This window comes from Cytobacillus citreus, assembly GCF_018343665.1.
Lineage (GTDB): Bacteria > Bacillota > Bacilli > Bacillales > Cytobacillaceae > Cytobacillus > Cytobacillus citreus.
On sequence record NZ_JAGYPM010000008.1, the window covers coordinates 80,107 to 96,425 of the forward strand.

The 16,319-nt window shown below is 41.2% G+C and carries 14 protein-coding genes and 1 pseudogene; all 15 read right to left on the minus strand.

Features of this window, described 5'->3' with window-relative positions; translation table 11 throughout:
- Positions 1-6: 6 nt before the first annotated feature.
- Positions 7-1,167 (minus strand): ABC transporter substrate-binding protein, encoded by a 1,161-nt coding sequence (locus KHA94_RS23570; protein ID WP_249365716.1) that lies wholly within the window; start codon positions 1,165-1,167, stop codon positions 7-9.
- Positions 1,168-1,501: 334 nt separating this feature from the next.
- Entirely contained in the window at positions 1,502-1,669 is a 168-nt protein-coding gene (locus tag KHA94_RS23575; RefSeq protein ID WP_213104532.1) for a hypothetical protein, read from the minus strand.
- A gap of 343 nt (positions 1,670-2,012) precedes the next feature.
- Positions 2,013-3,515, minus strand: a complete 1,503-nt coding sequence (locus KHA94_RS23580; RefSeq protein ID WP_213104533.1) for an amino acid permease — start codon at positions 3,513-3,515, stop codon at positions 2,013-2,015.
- 373 nt (positions 3,516-3,888) lie between these two features.
- Positions 3,889-4,167, minus strand: coding sequence for a YokU family protein (locus KHA94_RS23585; RefSeq protein ID WP_249365725.1), 279 nt, complete (start codon positions 4,165-4,167; stop codon positions 3,889-3,891).
- Positions 4,168-4,169: 2 nt separating this feature from the next.
- A complete protein-coding gene (gene kamA, locus KHA94_RS23590) occupies positions 4,170-5,576 on the minus strand; it encodes a lysine 2,3-aminomutase (protein ID WP_213104535.1) in 1,407 nt (468 codons plus the stop codon).
- A gap of 73 nt (positions 5,577-5,649) precedes the next feature.
- On the minus strand, positions 5,650-6,129 hold the full coding sequence (locus KHA94_RS23595) for a GNAT family N-acetyltransferase (protein WP_213104536.1): 480 nt from the start codon (positions 6,127-6,129) through the stop codon (positions 5,650-5,652).
- Positions 6,117-7,637 carry a M81 family metallopeptidase gene (locus tag KHA94_RS23600; protein ID WP_213104537.1) on the minus strand — a complete coding sequence of 507 codons (1,521 nt, stop codon included), beginning with the start codon at positions 7,635-7,637 and terminating at the stop codon, positions 6,117-6,119. Before KHA94_RS23600 ends, KHA94_RS23595 begins: the two co-directional genes overlap by 13 nt.
- Before the next feature lie 147 nt (positions 7,638-7,784).
- On the minus strand, positions 7,785-9,245 hold the full coding sequence (locus KHA94_RS23605) for an aldehyde dehydrogenase family protein (protein WP_213104538.1): 1,461 nt from the start codon (positions 9,243-9,245) through the stop codon (positions 7,785-7,787).
- A gap of 41 nt (positions 9,246-9,286) precedes the next feature.
- Positions 9,287-10,582: an aspartate aminotransferase family protein gene (locus tag KHA94_RS23610; RefSeq protein ID WP_213104539.1), complete on the minus strand. Its 1,296-nt coding sequence runs from the start codon at positions 10,580-10,582 to the stop codon at positions 9,287-9,289.
- On the minus strand, positions 10,566-11,951 hold the full coding sequence (locus KHA94_RS23615) for an aspartate aminotransferase family protein (protein WP_213104540.1): 1,386 nt from the start codon (positions 11,949-11,951) through the stop codon (positions 10,566-10,568). Before KHA94_RS23615 ends, KHA94_RS23610 begins: the two co-directional genes overlap by 17 nt.
- Positions 11,939-13,129 carry a thiolase family protein gene (locus tag KHA94_RS23620; protein ID WP_213104541.1) on the minus strand — a complete coding sequence of 397 codons (1,191 nt, stop codon included), beginning with the start codon at positions 13,127-13,129 and terminating at the stop codon, positions 11,939-11,941. The genes KHA94_RS23615 and KHA94_RS23620 overlap by 13 nt, the downstream gene beginning before the upstream one ends.
- Positions 13,129-13,791 (minus strand): 3-oxoacid CoA-transferase subunit B, encoded by a 663-nt coding sequence (locus KHA94_RS23625; RefSeq protein ID WP_213104542.1) that lies wholly within the window; start codon positions 13,789-13,791, stop codon positions 13,129-13,131. The genes KHA94_RS23620 and KHA94_RS23625 overlap by 1 nt, the downstream gene beginning before the upstream one ends.
- A 1-nt stretch (position 13,792) precedes the next feature.
- A complete protein-coding gene (locus KHA94_RS23630; protein WP_213104543.1) occupies positions 13,793-14,449 on the minus strand; it encodes a CoA transferase subunit A in 657 nt (218 codons plus the stop codon).
- A 187-nt stretch (positions 14,450-14,636) separates the two neighbouring features.
- Complete coding sequence (locus KHA94_RS23635; RefSeq protein ID WP_213104544.1) at positions 14,637-14,966, minus strand: DUF3870 domain-containing protein; 330 nt, start codon at positions 14,964-14,966, stop codon at positions 14,637-14,639.
- A gap of 382 nt (positions 14,967-15,348) precedes the next feature.
- Positions 15,349-15,900: pseudogene (locus KHA94_RS23640) on the minus strand (DUF1646 family protein); the annotation flags it as partial.
- Between the last annotated feature and the right edge of the window lie 419 nt (positions 15,901-16,319).

A 16,319-nucleotide genomic window follows, 5' to 3' on the forward strand; every position in this document is an offset into this window, starting at 1 on the left:
AATGCATTATTGTCTCTCGATCCTTACATTTATTTCTTCCAGTTTATAATATAAGAGAGGAATGACCTCCTGAAAATACCAATTATCTTTAAGTTTTAAATGATTTCCATCCTTAAATAAAAACTCGTATTCTGGAAAATCCCCGTCTTTCCCTTTATAATGAATGACTCTTTCTACTTCGTCCCTTTTACTAGGAATAATGGAGTCTAAAGGCAGTCCAAATCCTGAATTTACGACATCAATAAACGCTTCTTTATTCACAGCGTAGTTTAATGCCTGACGGACCTTTACATCATCAAATGGTTCTTTCATCGTATTGATCGAAACATATCGAGCAATCGTGGAAGGAATCTTATGGATTTCAACTTCCGAATTATTTTCAAGCTCCTTTAGATTTTGAACTGGCACTGGGTAGATTAAATGAGCTTCCCCTGTTTTTAACATCGCCACACGTGATCCATTTTCTGGAACAGGTTTGTATGTGATTGTCTTTACCCGATCTGCCTTATTCCAATAATCATCAAATCTTTCAACTGTTAAGTGATCTCCCTGTACCCACTCAACAAATTTGAATGGTCCCGTACCAATTGGAGTCTTTCCAATATCCTTACTCGAATCCTTTAGAAGCTCAGGACTTAAAATTTTTGCTGATACGAACCTCGTTAACATGCCAGCATATGGTTCTTTTAATGTTACTTTGATTTGATATTCATCTAGCACATCAATTTGGGATATCAGGCTGAAACCCCTGCTATATAATCGAAGACTGTCATCTTTCATAATTCTTTCAAAGTTCGCTTTTACTGCCTCTGCATTGAATGCTGAACCATCATGGAACTTTACACCTTGGCGCAGCTTAAATGTATATACCAATGCATCATCACTTACGCTATATTCCTCTGCTAACTGAGGAATTATTTTCCCTTCTTCGTCAGATCCTAATAGTCCTTCCAACATTGCCTGTTGAACGGAGCCTGAATTCGTATCACCCGTATTATGCGGATCCATAGTAATAAAGTTCTCGTTTACCGCAATCACTAGCTCTTGGTCTTTTCCAGACGTTTCTTTTTCTTTTGATCCTCCGCTTTCTTTACTGGAGCACCCTGCAATCAATACTGCTGCTACGAAACTTAAGAACAACGTTTTCCAAAAAGCTGCCTTCCTCAAATGGTTTCCCCCTTAATTGATTTGATATATATCAGGCTTTTTTAGCAAGTTAGAAAATCTTGATGACCGACCTGAATGCTTAGGATTTTTCCTATTTTTTTAAATAGGAAAAATCTAAAACCCATCAATTTTCACGGTGTTAATAATCAGACAAAATCCACTATAAATATTACAAAAAAACACAAAATTTTAATTATTTTCTCCAATGCTGAAAATAATTTAATGTAATTATAACCTCACACCTAGGTTTTTTTAATATAAAATTCTGAAAATAAAGAATAATTTATATAATACAAAAAAACGATACCCTTGTTAGAAGATATCGCTTAATCGCTTATTTAAACTTCTGCGGAAATTGCTTTATAATCCCATTGGTTAGGAAATCTGCCATATGGATGAGATGGTTTTCATTTAGGTCAGCTGCTTTTATATCTCCTTTCCAGTCCTTTTTAAGCCTGGCAGCAACCTCATCTGTTGTCAACTTCAAATGAGTATAGAACATGTCAGTTAGTTCCTTTTTAGGCCAATTTGGATTTGCACTTGATAAAAAAGCAACAATCTCATCAGCATTGCGAAACCATCGCTTGTTAAATTTATCAAAATTTTCCTTTACAAGTTATTTTTCCTTTTTTAGTATTTATTTTTTTTCAAGTCTTATGCCTTTAAGTAGCTTGTGATTCAAAAATTACTGCCATAATTCATAATTAAAAACCGCATTGCTGCTTTTTTGACAAACTTCCGAGCTCCTTCTTTGAAAAAAAATTATGATTTCTCTACATAAAAAAAGGACGGTTCAAAAGTTCCAGAACGAACTTTTGAACCATCCTTTTTCTTTCACTCATTTTTTATTTGGAAGAAGTATCCTCAAACGAACATTCTTCAAGTGGCACGTACTTTGTTTTATGAACGAGTTTGTACCCTAGCCATAAAGCCAGAAAGATCGGTAAACCAATATAGGACACCGCTACTCCATACCAATCAATCTCACTAGTTAAAAAAGCTTGATAATTTTGTCCAAGAATGACAAAGACACACATAGCAAAAGCGAGAATCGGACCGATAGGGAACCATTTCGCTCTAAATTTCAAATCATTGATATCCCTGCCTTGTGCAATATATGCCTTTCTAAAACGGTAATGGCTGACGGCAATACCGACCCATGTTATAAATCCAGTCAATCCTGACGCATTTAATAACCAAGTATACACTTTATCACCAAAAATGGATGTTAAAAATGCCAATCCCCCGATAATTGTCGTCATTACAAGGGCATTCATCGGAATTCCCCGATTATTTACATTTTGTAAAAATTTCGGTGCTTGACCATCCCTCGCCATGGCCCAGAGCATGCGTGTTGATGCATAGAGACCTGACGTTCCTGCCGATAAGACCGATGTTAAAATGACCGCATTCATCACAGATGCCGCGAAGGCTATCCCCACCTTTTCAAACACAAGCGTGAAAGGGCTTACACCAATGTTATCAACGTCCCCGCCTAACAGGTCAGGGCTTGTATAAGGGATAATAAGGCCAATGACAGCAATGGCAGCGATATAGAATAGAAGAATACGCCAAAACACTTGCCGAATCGCCTTCGGCACGTTTTTCTCCGGATCCTCGCTTTCTCCTGCCGCAATCCCTACAAGTTCTGTTCCTTGAAATGAAAAACCTGCGATGAAAAAAATGCTTAAAATGGACAGAAGGCCTCCATTAATCGGCGCATCTCCTAATGTAAAGTTTTTAAACCCAATAAACTCTCCGCCAAGAATACCGAAAATAGTGAGCACACCGACCCCAATAAAAACAATGATTGTCACTACTTTCACCAATGCAAACCAGTATTCGGATTCTCCATAACTTTTAACCGACAATGCATTCAATAAAAAGATAAGTCCGAGAAAAAGTGCACTCCATATAATACTTGGCACCTCTGGAAACCAAAACTTCATAATAATAGCGGATGCGACAATTTCAACTGCCAGTGTAACTGCCCAGTTAAACCAATAATTCCATCCAAGGGCAAAACCAAGTGCAGGATCTACAAAGCGGCTGGCATATGTGGAGAAAGATCCTGAAATTGGCATTAGGGTTGCCATTTCACCAAGACTTGTCATCAAAAAATAGACCATAATACCGATTGCTCCATAAGCTATTAGGGCTCCACCCGGTCCAGCTGTTTGAATGGACGCCCCTGTTGCTAAAAATAGCCCTGTTCCGATTGACCCTCCAATCGCTATCATTGTCATGTGACGTGCCTTTAGATTCCGTTTAATGTTTTCACCGCCTTCATTGTTATTCTGATTTTTCTGATTATTTTCCCTACCTTTATAGCTTCTGATTGCTTCCATTCTTTTCCCCCTTCACTTTTGAACAATACACTTTAATCTTTGGAAATCCATGCTCATGTTTCATTGTTTTTTCAACGTATTGGCTTTTATGATAAAGAAAACTCGCCGACTGGCGAGCCCTTAGGGCGAAGCGTGATGCGTAGTTGCACTTATACTTAATTCCTAAAATTAGCAACTGCGTCGAATACACTTCCACGCTGCCAATTTATACTTTAACGTACAAGAAACTGCATGTAATTAATACGCTATCAATGATAGTTAGTTAGACATCCGTATTTATGAACAATTGATCCCTTCCTGAAGCTGAGGGGATCAATTGTCCATCGGTTTATTGTCTCGCGATTTTAAGCAGATATGGGTGATGTTCCGCTATTTATTTCGCAAAATCAAAGTAGTTTCGCTTTAACAAGCGGGGAGCTTCCATCAGTGTTTCATATTTCATACTTTTATCAAGTTTTGATGTGTCTATTAAGAAGAGCTGATCCTCAATTTCGTTCACCGTTGAATCTGTTTGATAGGTCATTCCGCATTCCATGCAATGAATGGATGGTGTGTCTTGGATTTCAATCGCTTTTGTTCCATCCGGAAGTTCCCAATACACCGTGTTGCTCGATTCACGTGCTGCATCAGATTCGCACCATTCACAAATCAGCATTATTCCTTCGCCCCCACGGTTTCGAACTTACTCATTTGCGCCTGGAATTTTTTCTCTTTTAACTCGTCACGTTTTTCACGTTTGTCCTTTAGAGAGCTATGCTCAGGATTTTCTTTATACGTTTTGCGTCGGTCTAAACGTTTTAATCCTTCAGGAGTCAAGTTAAATTTTGTGTCATCAATAATGGATAGCACACCAGTACTTTCAAACTTTTCAAACACTTCAGGATACACTTTTTTATAATAGTCCTCCGCACTGCCTGGAACATATCTTTGCGGTTCTGGATAAGAAGTGATTACCCCTTCAAAATTTCGCAATACTACCTTATTGGAGCTTTGAGAAATAATATAATTCGGCTGCAGAGGAATCTTACCGCCTCCTCCAGGAGCATCAACAATAAAGGTAGGAACCGCGTAACCTGAAGTATGGCCGCGAAGCCCTTCCATAATTTCCAATCCTTTGCTGATTGGTGCACGGAAATGGCCAATTCCTTCAGATAAATCGCATTGGTAAATGTAATATGGGCGTACACGAATTTTGACAAGATCATGCATAAGCTGTTTCATGATCGGTACACTGTCGTTAATTCCTGCTAAAATAACCGCCTGGTTGCCAACCGGTACACCAGCATTTGCAAGCATTTCACATGCACGCTTTGACTCTTCCGTAATTTCAATAGATGTATTGAAATGTGTATTCAACCAAACTGGATGATACTTTTTCAAGATGTTGCAAAGATTTTCAGTAATACGCTGCGGGAATACGACTGGTGCCCTTGTCCCGATGCGAATAATTTCTACATGTGGAATTTCACGCAGATTCTTTAAAATATACTCTAAAATGTTGTCATTGATCAGGAGCCCGTCTCCTCCAGAAATTAACACATCACGAATTTGCGGATTCGATGCAATATAATTAATTGCTGTGTCTAACTGCTTCTTTGGTACGCCCATTCCAATTTGTCCTGAGAAGCGTCTTCTCGTGCAGTAACGGCAATACATGGAGCATTGATTGGTTACTAAGAACAGCACGCGATCCGGATAGCGATGTGTTAGACCAGGTACTGGAGAATCCTCATCTTCGTGCAGGGGATCTTCTAGATCATATCTTGTTTTATGAAGTTCTTCAGAAATCGGAACAGACTGCATACGAACCGGACATCTTGGGTCATCTTGATCCATAAGCGACGCATAATATGGCGTGATGTTTAATGGGATTGTTTTTGTAGAGATTTTAACACCTTCTTCTTCCTCTGGTGTTAAGTTGACTACTTTCTTTAAATCTTCTAAATTCTTAATTGTATTCGTCAGCTGCCAAATCCAATCGTTCCATTGCTCTTCTGTAACATCCTTCCAAAGCTCAATTTCTTTCCAATGTCTTTTCGGTTTGAATAAATTGTTTCTCATTTAAAGCCCCTCCTCAAATTAGTCTGTTTTATTGACCATTTATGATGAAATTCCCCTTGAATCGTTCAATGTACTAGGAAATGAGGTATTCCATATAATAGCGATGTTCCCCTTCGCCAAATTCATCGAATCTCGTCTCTTTTACAACAAAACCTAATTTTTCATACAGCTTCACTGCCGGCTTGTTTTCAATATTGACCGTCAAACAAACTTTTTCGAATCCATCTTGCTTCAAAATCGAATAAATTTCTTCAAAAAATAGTTTCCCTATCCCTTTTCCTTGTTGGTCTGAGCGTACATAATACCCAAAAATGTATGCTTTATGAGCATCATTGTAAGCTCTCATCACTTCGCAGATCGCAATTGGCTTTGGATCATCTTTCTGCCGGTATTGAATGAGTTTCCCATAGCGTGTTAGCGGAACAAGGGTTTGCTCATCTACTGCGCCTAATCCCGGAAACGCATCTTTCTCTAGCTCCATCATCATTTTCAGCTGTTCCGAATTCAATGAAGCTGGTACTTCGACGTAATAGGTTTTATTCATAGTTTCCATTTTTCTGTCCCCCTCATTTCAACTTCATATGAAATATCATCTAGCGGCCAAATTGGCTTTTGGATGTATTTATAAGCAAAGGTTGTTAACCGATTGGAAGCTACACCAGGTGCATCAACGTATATAATCTGACCTACAATAGGCTCGAATGCTGCCCGGAAATGATTTTTTGCCTTAAGCCCTAGAATTCTCTTTGTCGACGGCTCGAGACCAATATGCCGAAACATTTCTGGATCATTCGCTGACATCGGCCTTCCAATAAGGAGGATATCCATTTTGCCCACTTGAATGTGGGCTGCCCCCTTTAAATCGACTCTCAAATGCTGATTGAACGGACCAGAATTGTGAAAAACACCGTCCGATACTGCTATTACCGTTGCTTCGACTGGAACCGGGTCCCCAAATTCGGGTGATACTTTCCCTCCAAGGAACAGCGATACCTTATTTCCGACTCCCTTCTTGCGGCAAGCCTCGATGGATTCTGGATCATAAAGTCCCCCAAACAGTGTGTCAGGAATGTTCAGCTCCACCATTTCCCGAAGAAGTTCTGTCGTATCACCGCTTCCGCAGCTTAATGGATTATCCGAGATGTCCGCCAGCACTACCGGCTTGTTATCTTCAATTGACACCGCTAAATCCAGTCCTTCTTTTACTCCAGGCAAATCGATGATAAATTCTTCTCTCACACTCCAAAACAAGGATGCCATCATATGAGCCGTCTGGTTTCCTTTATGCGGATCGAGAGAAACAACAAGTACACTTGCACCAGCCATTGGGATATCTGAGTAAGGAAAACCGCCAAAGACGGACACATTGTAAATCTCTTCGTCTTTTTCTTCAAGTTTCGCCCACTCAATCATTTTGTGCATCGGCCCTTCTGCCGTTCTCATATTGATAGAGGGAGGCATCATCGGCAATTTTACAAAAGCAGCGTAATAAGTAACACCTTCATTTAAGTGTTTCAATAAAGCGATTGCCGCCTGAACGCCTTGTTCGTACATATCAACGTGTGGATATGTTTTAAATCCGAAATGAAGCGGTGTATAATCGATTATTTTTTCACTTAAATTGGCGTGCATATCCAGAGTTGTTGCAATCGGGACATTCGGTCCAATTAGGCCCCGAATTTTCCCTAAAAGATGCTCTTCCGGATCAAAGAGTCCTTCCACAACCATTGCTCCATGAAGTGCCAGCAATAAGCCGTCAAGTCTTCCTGCCTGCTGAATAGACTCTAGCATCTGGTTTTCGATGATGGTATAAGCTTCTCTTGATACCAGTCCCGAGGGAATCGCAGCCGCACAAAGCAGCGGTACAATTTCTACACCCTCTTCCTGTTTTAATACATCCAAAAAGCCTCCCACTTCTGTTTTCGTTCCAAAATAAGCATCATAAATTTCATCGCCGACGAAATAGCCTTCGTTCCGAAATTGCTCAATTTCTGTTTTCATCGGGCTGAAACTGTGGGATTCATGGTAAAAGAATGCAATACCGATGCGATGTTTCCTCATGTTCTCCCCCCCTTTATGTATGAAGCTGTTCAAAAAGCCTGAGTTGGATTTCATATACATTTTTCGACTATCTTTTAGGAAGTGCAGAATGTTCCCTGCCAACTCATACCTTTATGAACAACTTCTATAATAAGACATCAGCTCTTATCAATAGTTCGTATAAATCGACTTCCACTCTGTCATAACATCAAAAACATGGTGTGAAACTTCTCGATGGCCGTTTCCGGACATTTTCATGCCCCCAAACGCCACACCCATCTCGGCATTTGATGTTCCATTATTAATATAGACAAGTCCGCTTACCGCTTCCTTTGCCGCACGGTTCGCATAATGAAGACTCTCGGTATAAATGGAAGTAGATAGCCCATAGATCGTTCCGTTATTAACCTCGATGGCTTCCTCATAAGAACCTGCTTCAATGATGGCAAGGACAGGGCCAAATATTTCCTCCTGCGCAATGGTATCATTCGGTTTCACGCAATCAATGATTGTCGGCTCATAATAGAAGCCTCCCAATTCCTTGACCCGGTGACCGCCTGTCACAATTTTTCCGCCTTCTTCAATCGCTGTATTCACATATTTTTCAACTGTATGAAGCTGTTCTTCATTTACGAGAGGGCCTATTCGGCTCCCTTCTTCCAGTCCACTTCCTATTTTCATAGACTTTGTCAAATCTGCTATTTTTTGCAGGAGGAGTTCTTTTACTGGCCGCTCAACAATGAGTCGGCTGGCCGCTGTACAACGCTGGCCAGTTGTTGTAAATGCTGATTTTACGATTCCGTCAGCTGCTTTATCCAAGTCAGCATCCTTCAAAACGATCACAGCATTTTTTCCTCCCAATTCCAATGAGATGCGTTTAAGCGTTTTACTGCTCATTTCAGCCAGTTTTTGTCCAACCTCTGTGGAACCTGTAAACGAAATGATCTTAACATCTGGGTGCTCCGCCAGTGTTTGCCCGACTGTTCTCCCTGAACCAGTGATTAAGTTGACTGTGCCAGCTGGAAATCCGGCTTCATCTAACACTTCCACGAAAATTTTTGCCGATAGCGCAACCTCTGAAGCAGGTTTCCAGACAATCGTATTTCCAGCAATCAAGGCTGAAAAGATCTTGTAGGAAGCAAGCGCTACTGGGAAGTTCCACGGGGTAATACATGCGGTCACGCCAAGCGGTTCACGGACCATTCTTACATCTCGGTTTGGGAAGCCTGCCGCCACCGTTTCTCCAAAAAGACGCCGTCCCTCGCCTGCCATATATTGGGCAGTCGCGATAACCACACCGACTTCCCCTAAAGACTCAGGCAGTACTTTACCCATCTCCATTGTCATGACACGAGCAAGTTCCTCTTTGCGTGTTTCAAATAACAGGGCAGCTTTATTTAAATATGCCGCGCGCTCTGGAAGCGGGGTATTCTTCCATCGAGAAAACGCTGCATTTGCTTTGGCAACGGCTTCATCCACTTGCTCCTTAGTCGCGGCCGCACATGTGCCGACAAGTTCTCCCGTTGCAGGATTTAAGCTTTCAAAGAAAGACTGATCAGGGGCACTAACCCATTCTCCATTAATATAAAGTTCTCCCTGAAGAATGTTTGTTTTGATTTGACTTGACATTACCGTAACCTCCTTATCTTCATAAACCAAGGAATGAGAAATTAGTTGCCTGAAATAGTTTCAATGATTACATCTTCTAAAATCGTTAAGCCGATATCGAGCACATCTTCTTGGATGTTAAGCGGAAGCATTAATCGGATCGTTTGCCCGCTTACACCGCAATTCATGATTAGCAAGCCATTTTCCAGTGCTTTCGATTTAATTTTCGCTACATAAGAAGCAGCAGCTTGCAAATCGAATTCAATCCCGATCATCATGCCGACTCCTCGAACTTCAACAATACCCGGTAAATGACCAACTGAATTTTGGAGACGGCTGACGATTTCGGCACCTAGTTCAGCACTGCGTTCCACCAGCTTTTCTTCCTCGATCACCTCAATGTTTGCCAATGCTGCTGCACAGGAGACCGGATTCCCTCCAAACGTCGAACCATGACCCGCTGTCGGCCATTTTTCGTGAAGCTCACGACTTGCTACGATGGCACCAAGAGGCATACCGCCGGAAAGGGCTTTTGCCAGTACTAAAATATCAGGAGTCACATTTGCATGCTCTGCTGCAAACATTTTGCCTGTACGCCCAAATCCTGTTTGTACTTCATCAAAGATTAACAAAATGCCGTGCTCCTCCGTAATTTCTCTTAAGGCTTGCAAAAAGCTTGGCGGTGCCGGATAATAGCCGCCTTCACCCATTACCGGTTCAATAACAATAGCTGCTACCCGGGAAGGATCTACACGCAAATCGAACAACTTTTGCAGCTGATTTAAACAATATTCTTCGACTTCTTCTTCTCGAATGTTTTTAAGCTGGCTAGGATACGGATATGGCACGTGATGAACTTCGCCTAAAATCGGTTCATAAAAACGGCGGTATTTCGAGCTCGATGCTGTAATGGCTGTTGCTCCTAATGTACGGCCATGGAACGATCCTTCAAAGGCGATAATAGCCGGTCTTTCTGTAGCAGCCCTTGCCAGTTTAAGCGCTCCATCAATAGCTTCTCCACCCGAATTGGAGAAAAAGATCGTATCGAGATTTCCCGGGGTAATCTGTGCAAGCTTTTCCGCTAAATTGGCTGCCGATTCATAATACCCATAATTCAAACCAAGATGGATCAAAGATTCTGCTTGTTTCTTAATGGCATCAACCATTTTTTTGTTCGTATGCCCAACTGCATTGACGGCCACACCTGAAACGAAATCAATGTATTCCTTTCCATCAGTCGTCCAAAATTTAGCCCCATGTGCTTTCTCGATTACTAGCTCGGTCACCCTTGTCATGACCGGTGATAAATGTTTCTGTGCTTTTGCTTGAATTTCTTCTGTTTTATTTTGTAATTTCATACATCTCATCCTTTCTTAATTGACTCTTGAATATCGTGAATGCTTCATCTAAAATTCTCACAATCTCATCAATTTCTTTTTTCGATACATTTAAAGGAGGACTAACGATGAGGTGCTCCCCTTTTATGCCATCGATGGAACCTGACCCTGGGTAAAAAACCGCTCCAAGTTCCATTGCAATTTCATTTAATCTTTCCGAAGCTTTTTCAGATGGATCGAACAGCAGATCCTGTTCAATATCCTTCACAAGCTCCATTCCGATTAAAAGACCTTTCCCTCGCACATCAGATATATAAGGATGTTTTTCCTTCAGCTCCAAAAGTCGATTTACGAGGTAGGGGCCTTGTTCTTTAACGTTTTCGAGCACCATTTCCCGCTCATATACTTCCAATGCAGCGAGACCGGCTGCAGCTGCCACAGGATGGCCGCTATAAGTGTAACCATGTATAAATTTCCCATCGCTGTTCTGAATAAGGCTATCGATCAACCGATCATGGACGATCATGCCGGCAAGCGGAGCATAACCGGCTGAAACTCCTTTACCGAATGTAATTACATCTGGCTTGATACCAATTTGTTCTGTCGCAAAGTTGGTGCCCGTCCGGCCAAATCCTGTCATCACTTCATCGATAATTAAGACGATTTCGTAACGGTCGCACAGTTCTCGAACTTTCTTAAAATATCCCAGAGGCGGCGGAACAGCACCTTGCTGACTTCCAACAATCGGTTCTGCGATAAATGCCGATACATTCTCAGGACCAAGTTCTAAAATCGTTCGTTCAATATCGTTGACACACGTCCAATTTTGTTTTGCCAGACAATCATCTTTTTGACGATCGTATGGACATCTGTGGCAATATGGAGAATAGACATGGGCATAGTTTAGAAGATTAGGAGTGTATGCATGTCTTCTCTTAACGTCTCCCCCAGCAGATAAGGAACCAACGGTATTCCCGTGATACGATTGCCAACGCCCAATCACAATGTGTTTTTGGGGTCTTCCAGCATCCCTATGATATTGTCTCGCCAGCTTCAAAGCACTTTCATTTGCTTCCGAGCCTCCGGTTGTAAAATACACTTTATTTAAATGGTCCGGTGCCATTTTTCCGATTGTTTCAGCGAGTTCATGCAGCGCATTCGTCTCGAAGCGCATCGTATGGACGAAAGCTGCTTTTTTTGCTTGCTCTGCCATCGCCTCACCTATAGAAGCGATCCCGTGGCCCAAATTGGCAGCAACCGCCCCTGAGCAAGCATCCAAAAATTTTTTCCCGTCTTCATCTATGAGATAGACGCCTTCACCGTGGGTAATGATTGGATATTTCTTTTTAAGATCACGATGAAACACGTAATCTTTCTTTAATCCATCCATCTTTCCACCACCATTGCCATACCTAATCCCCCCGCCACACAAATCGTCGCAAGCCCGTATCTCCGTTTTTGTTTTTCCAGTTCATGACATAATGTCGTGATGATTCTTGCTCCTGAACACCCAAGCGGGTGGCCTAAAGCGATCGCCCCACCGTTGACATTCACGTTGTCTCCTTTCAGGCCCCATTCTTTTAAACATGCAAGACTTTGAGCAGCAAATGCCTCATTTAATTCAATTAAATCGATATCTTCCAATTGCAGCCCCGCTTTTTTCAACGCGATTTCAGATGCAGGAACTGGACCGATACCCATTTCTTTTGGTGAAACACCCGCTGCAGCAAAGGAACGAATCCTTGCCATCGGGACGACTCCCAGCTGTTTCGCTTTCTCTTCAGACATCAAAAGCAGCATGGAGGCTCCATCATTTCTGCCAGATGAATTGCCTGCTGTTACCGTCCCATCCTTTTGAAACACAGGGCGGAGCGTTCCTAATTTTGCAATGTCCGTTAATCTTGGGTGCTCATCAATCGCAAAATTTCTGATTCCTTTTTTTCCTTCTTTAACTGGTACAGGAATGATTTCTTCTTCAAAAAGCCCCAATTCAATGGCACGTTTGGTTTTCTGCTGACTGGCAAAAGCAAATTCATCCTGTTCATAGCGGCTAATGTTGTACTTTTCTGCTAACCACTCAGCTGTCTGCCCCATTGTGAAATGGCCGTATATTTCTTCAGGCTGCGATTTTGGCTGGCTCTCTGTATTTGAATCATACATCGTTATATCTCCTGATTTGATGCCGAAACGTGTGCCAACTGTATAATGCGGTGCTTGTGACATGCTTTCGACACCGCCAGCCAAAACGGCATCCGCCTGCCCCGCCAAAATAGACATTGCCCCATTGACGACAGCCTGCATGCCCGAACCGCACTGCCGGTGAACGGTATAAGCAGGAATCGATTCCTGAAAGTGAGCTTTTAATGCAGCGACTCGTGCAATATTTGGAGCATGTGCACTTTGCTTCGTTTGGCCGACAATCACTTCATCGATTATTAATGAGCCGTAACCGGATGCCGATAGATTATTTTTCATGATGAGAGATACGAGATCTTCAGGGAGCGTATCCGCGAGTGAACCGCCGAAGCCTCCTATAGCTGTCCGAAATGCATTAACGATTACAACCACTACGCCGTCACCTCTTTACCTTTTTTAAAAGATCCAGCAATATGAAAAGGTGCGTCCGTTTTTTGCTGAGCTTCCTCTAAGGATATTCCAGGAGCCAGTTCAATCAAATGAAGCCCATCTTCCTTTACTGTGAACACCGCCAAATCAGTAATAATTAAATCAACGGCTCGTTCGGATGTGATCGGATACGTTAATTCCTTAACGATTTTTGACTCTCCCTTGTTAGTCGTGTGCATCGTTGTTACAATCACCTTTTTGGAGCCTTCCAATAAATCCATCGCCCCGCCTACACCTAAAACACTTTTCCCAGGAACAGCCCAGTTAGCGATCCGTCCTTTTGCATCAATTTGCAGTACACCGAGAATCGAGACACTTACATGTCCTCCTCGGATCATTGCAAATGAGGAAGCGCTATCAAAATAGGATGAACCGTTCAATACGGTGACTGGCATTTTCCCTGCATTAACAAGATCTTGGTCAATATGCTCCGGATCAGGGGTTGGCCCGACTCCAAGAATTCCGTTTTCCGAGTGTAAAAAAACTTGTACATCTGATGGAATAAAATCCGCTACAAGTGTTGGGATTCCTATCCCTAAATTGACAATATCGCTATCTTTTAATTCCTTCGCCGCTCTTGCTGCAATGTATTGTTTTATATTCAAGCTAATTCCCTCCCTTCAGTACAATAAAATCAATATACAAATGAGGGGTTATAATTTCTTCAGGAGAAATTTGGCCAACCTCTACAACCTCGTCCACCTCTGCGATCACCACATCCGCAGCTGTTGCCATCATTGGATTGAAGTTTCTTGCTGATTTGTTGTAGATGAGATTTCCTAATTGATCCGCTTTGTTCGCCTTAACTAAAGCAAAGTTGGCTTTAAGCGGCTCCTGGAATACATATTTCTTACCGGCAATGGTTCGCTCTTCCTTGTTCTCGGCGATTTTCGTCCCAACACTTACAGGCGTATAAAAACCTCCCAGTCCCGCACCTCCCGCTCGAATCGCTTCAGACATTGTTCCCTGAGGGAGAAGCTCCACTTCCATTTCCTGATTCTGATAGGATTGAACCACCTCTGGGTTGGATGTAAAATACGATCCAATTGCTTTTTTTACTTGTTTTTGCCTTACTAAAACTCCAAGACCTTTGCCTGGTTCACCAAGATTATTACTTATAATCTCTAAATCTTTCACCTCTGACTGCGCCAATGCAGCTATTAAACTAAGCGGTGCTCCTACAAGCCCAAATCCTCCAACCATAATTCGTGAGCCGCTTTTAATCATTTTTACAGCTTCTTCGCATGTAATCAGCTTGCTCATCCTTTTTCCTTCCTCTCCATAGACTTTAGTGGGATATAGCCGTTCGGAAATAAAAAAACCGAGCAAAACATAAATCCTCCATAAAGAATGACGATTAAACGACCATCCCTTACAAAGTGTCCATGTCTGCCCGGTTTTAATAAGACCATGGGAAGAGGTCATCTTCCCACTTTATTATAACCAAACGTTATGTATTCATTTGCTTCACGTTATCCCAGTAACGTTGAATTGCGGCTTGAAGAGCCACAATGATCGCTTGCTGGGATGGAGCAAAATAAAAGCTTTGAATTCTTGCTATCAGCGGTTCAATACCACTTTTTAGACAATACCCTATCAGCAGTTTTTGAAAATATTTTTTTGTTAGTTCTGCTACGAATGTGAATTCGGCGTTAATAATTTTATGTTCATTCAGATCCACTTCGAGTACAATTCCCGCATGCTTATACATTTCATACATGGAAGTTCCCTGTGGAGCTTTTGCATATCCTGTAACAAGCACTGTATCCAGTGTTTGCATGCCCCTAAACCTCCTTTCAAAAACCAACTGATCATTTCATTTTCTAACTCAAGTATATGGGTCAGAAAATATAATGTCAATACACAATATTCTGAATTTTCGAAAATGTTGTAGTGTTGTCATTAACTAGTAAGCGCTTACGGTAATTTTTAAACTTCAACATCTCATACATAAATTTATTCTCCCTTGCATTCAAAAATCCTCCTAATAAGAGAAAATTTTTTTTTGAATTTTACTATTTTACAATAAGTATCTTCTTCTGATTAGAGAAAATAAAAAAACCTCTCCTTTAAAAAAGAAGAGGACAATAAGATAGATTCCTAATAAGAGAATCTTGTATTTTGTATTGTAACAAGTATACGCCTAAACCATTTTTCCTATTTCAATAAAAAACAAACAGAACAATAAAATATACCAACATCGTAATGAGGCCCACGGGTACCCCAAAACGAGCCCATTCTTTACTTGTGATGTTGAGCTTTCCCGCTGAGATAATATTTGGAATATTTCCAGGGATGAGCATACCACCGCTTATGATTAATCCAAGCAATACTGCACGAATGGTTTCTGGATCCATTGCCGGGCTTATTTCGGCAGCGGCAAGTGTCGCATTATCCAAAATTGCAGATATCATATTAATCCAATATAAGAGCATTGGATGAAGCCCGATAATATACTCATTAATTAACGGCTCAAATCCATGTCCAAGGAATGTTAATCCCATAACAAACAAATAGATTTTGAATGAGCGAATCAAAGTTTCTTTATAGTTTTCTGCTTTTTGCTCTGATTCTAATCCTGCTGAACTTTCATGGGGCTTGACTAAGAAATATGTTAATATCCCAAAAACGATCACTGCAGAGATAACTTCTGGTCCAATTAAATTCAGCAAGTAAAAGAAATCTTCATTTAATTTACTGATCGTAATCGTGGATTATTCCTTTTTGGAAAAAAGAGCTCTGTATGAAAGAGCTTCTTCTGATACGTACTGATAGGATTGTGATGCTAGGAAAAATGGAATGGCACTCAAACATACACAAGCAATACTTAGAATAATAGGGACTTCTTTATATCTAATAGGGAAAGTAGCATAGCGGCTAAGAATAAAAATAGAAAACCTACCCCGTAAACAACATAATTTTCCTTTGGTACGAAAACCTGAGCAATTCCTTCTGTATGATATACAATGTCTGCTACGGTTTGAGGGACAAATATGAGGAGAAATGGTGCGGAAATAGCTATACATATCCAATCGCCAAACAAATATGCTTAGTCTTATAATTTCTTACCATCAAGCTTCCCCCTTTGCATAAATCGAATTTGCACTTGTTGAATTTCCATAATTGTTTATAT

What these genes read in the sequence shown, in the direction of transcription:
- KHA94_RS23575 (WP_213104532.1), bottom strand. Translation starts at nt 1,669, where the DNA reads ATGTTCTATACTCATTTGAAGTTGACAACAGATGAGGTTGCTGCCAGG.
- KHA94_RS23580 (WP_213104533.1), bottom strand. Translation starts at nt 3,515, where the DNA reads ATGGAAGCAATCAGAAGCTATAAAGGTAGGGAAAATAATCAGAAAAAT.
- kamA (WP_213104535.1), bottom strand. Translation starts at nt 5,576, where the DNA reads ATGAGAAACAATTTATTCAAACCGAAAAGACATTGGAAAGAAATTGAG.
- KHA94_RS23595 (WP_213104536.1), bottom strand. Translation starts at nt 6,129, where the DNA reads ATGGAAACTATGAATAAAACCTATTACGTCGAAGTACCAGCTTCATTG.
- KHA94_RS23600 (WP_213104537.1), bottom strand. Translation starts at nt 7,637, where the DNA reads ATGAGGAAACATCGCATCGGTATTGCATTCTTTTACCATGAATCCCAC.
- KHA94_RS23605 (WP_213104538.1), bottom strand. Translation starts at nt 9,245, where the DNA reads ATGTCAAGTCAAATCAAAACAAACATTCTTCAGGGAGAACTTTATATT.
- KHA94_RS23610 (WP_213104539.1), bottom strand. Translation starts at nt 10,582, where the DNA reads ATGAAATTACAAAATAAAACAGAAGAAATTCAAGCAAAAGCACAGAAA.
- KHA94_RS23615 (WP_213104540.1), bottom strand. Translation starts at nt 11,951, where the DNA reads ATGGATGGATTAAAGAAAGATTACGTGTTTCATCGTGATCTTAAAAAG.
- KHA94_RS23630 (WP_213104543.1), bottom strand. Translation starts at nt 14,449, where the DNA reads ATGAGCAAGCTGATTACATGCGAAGAAGCTGTAAAAATGATTAAAAGC.
- KHA94_RS23635 (WP_213104544.1), bottom strand. Translation starts at nt 14,966, where the DNA reads ATGCAAACACTGGATACAGTGCTTGTTACAGGATATGCAAAAGCTCCA.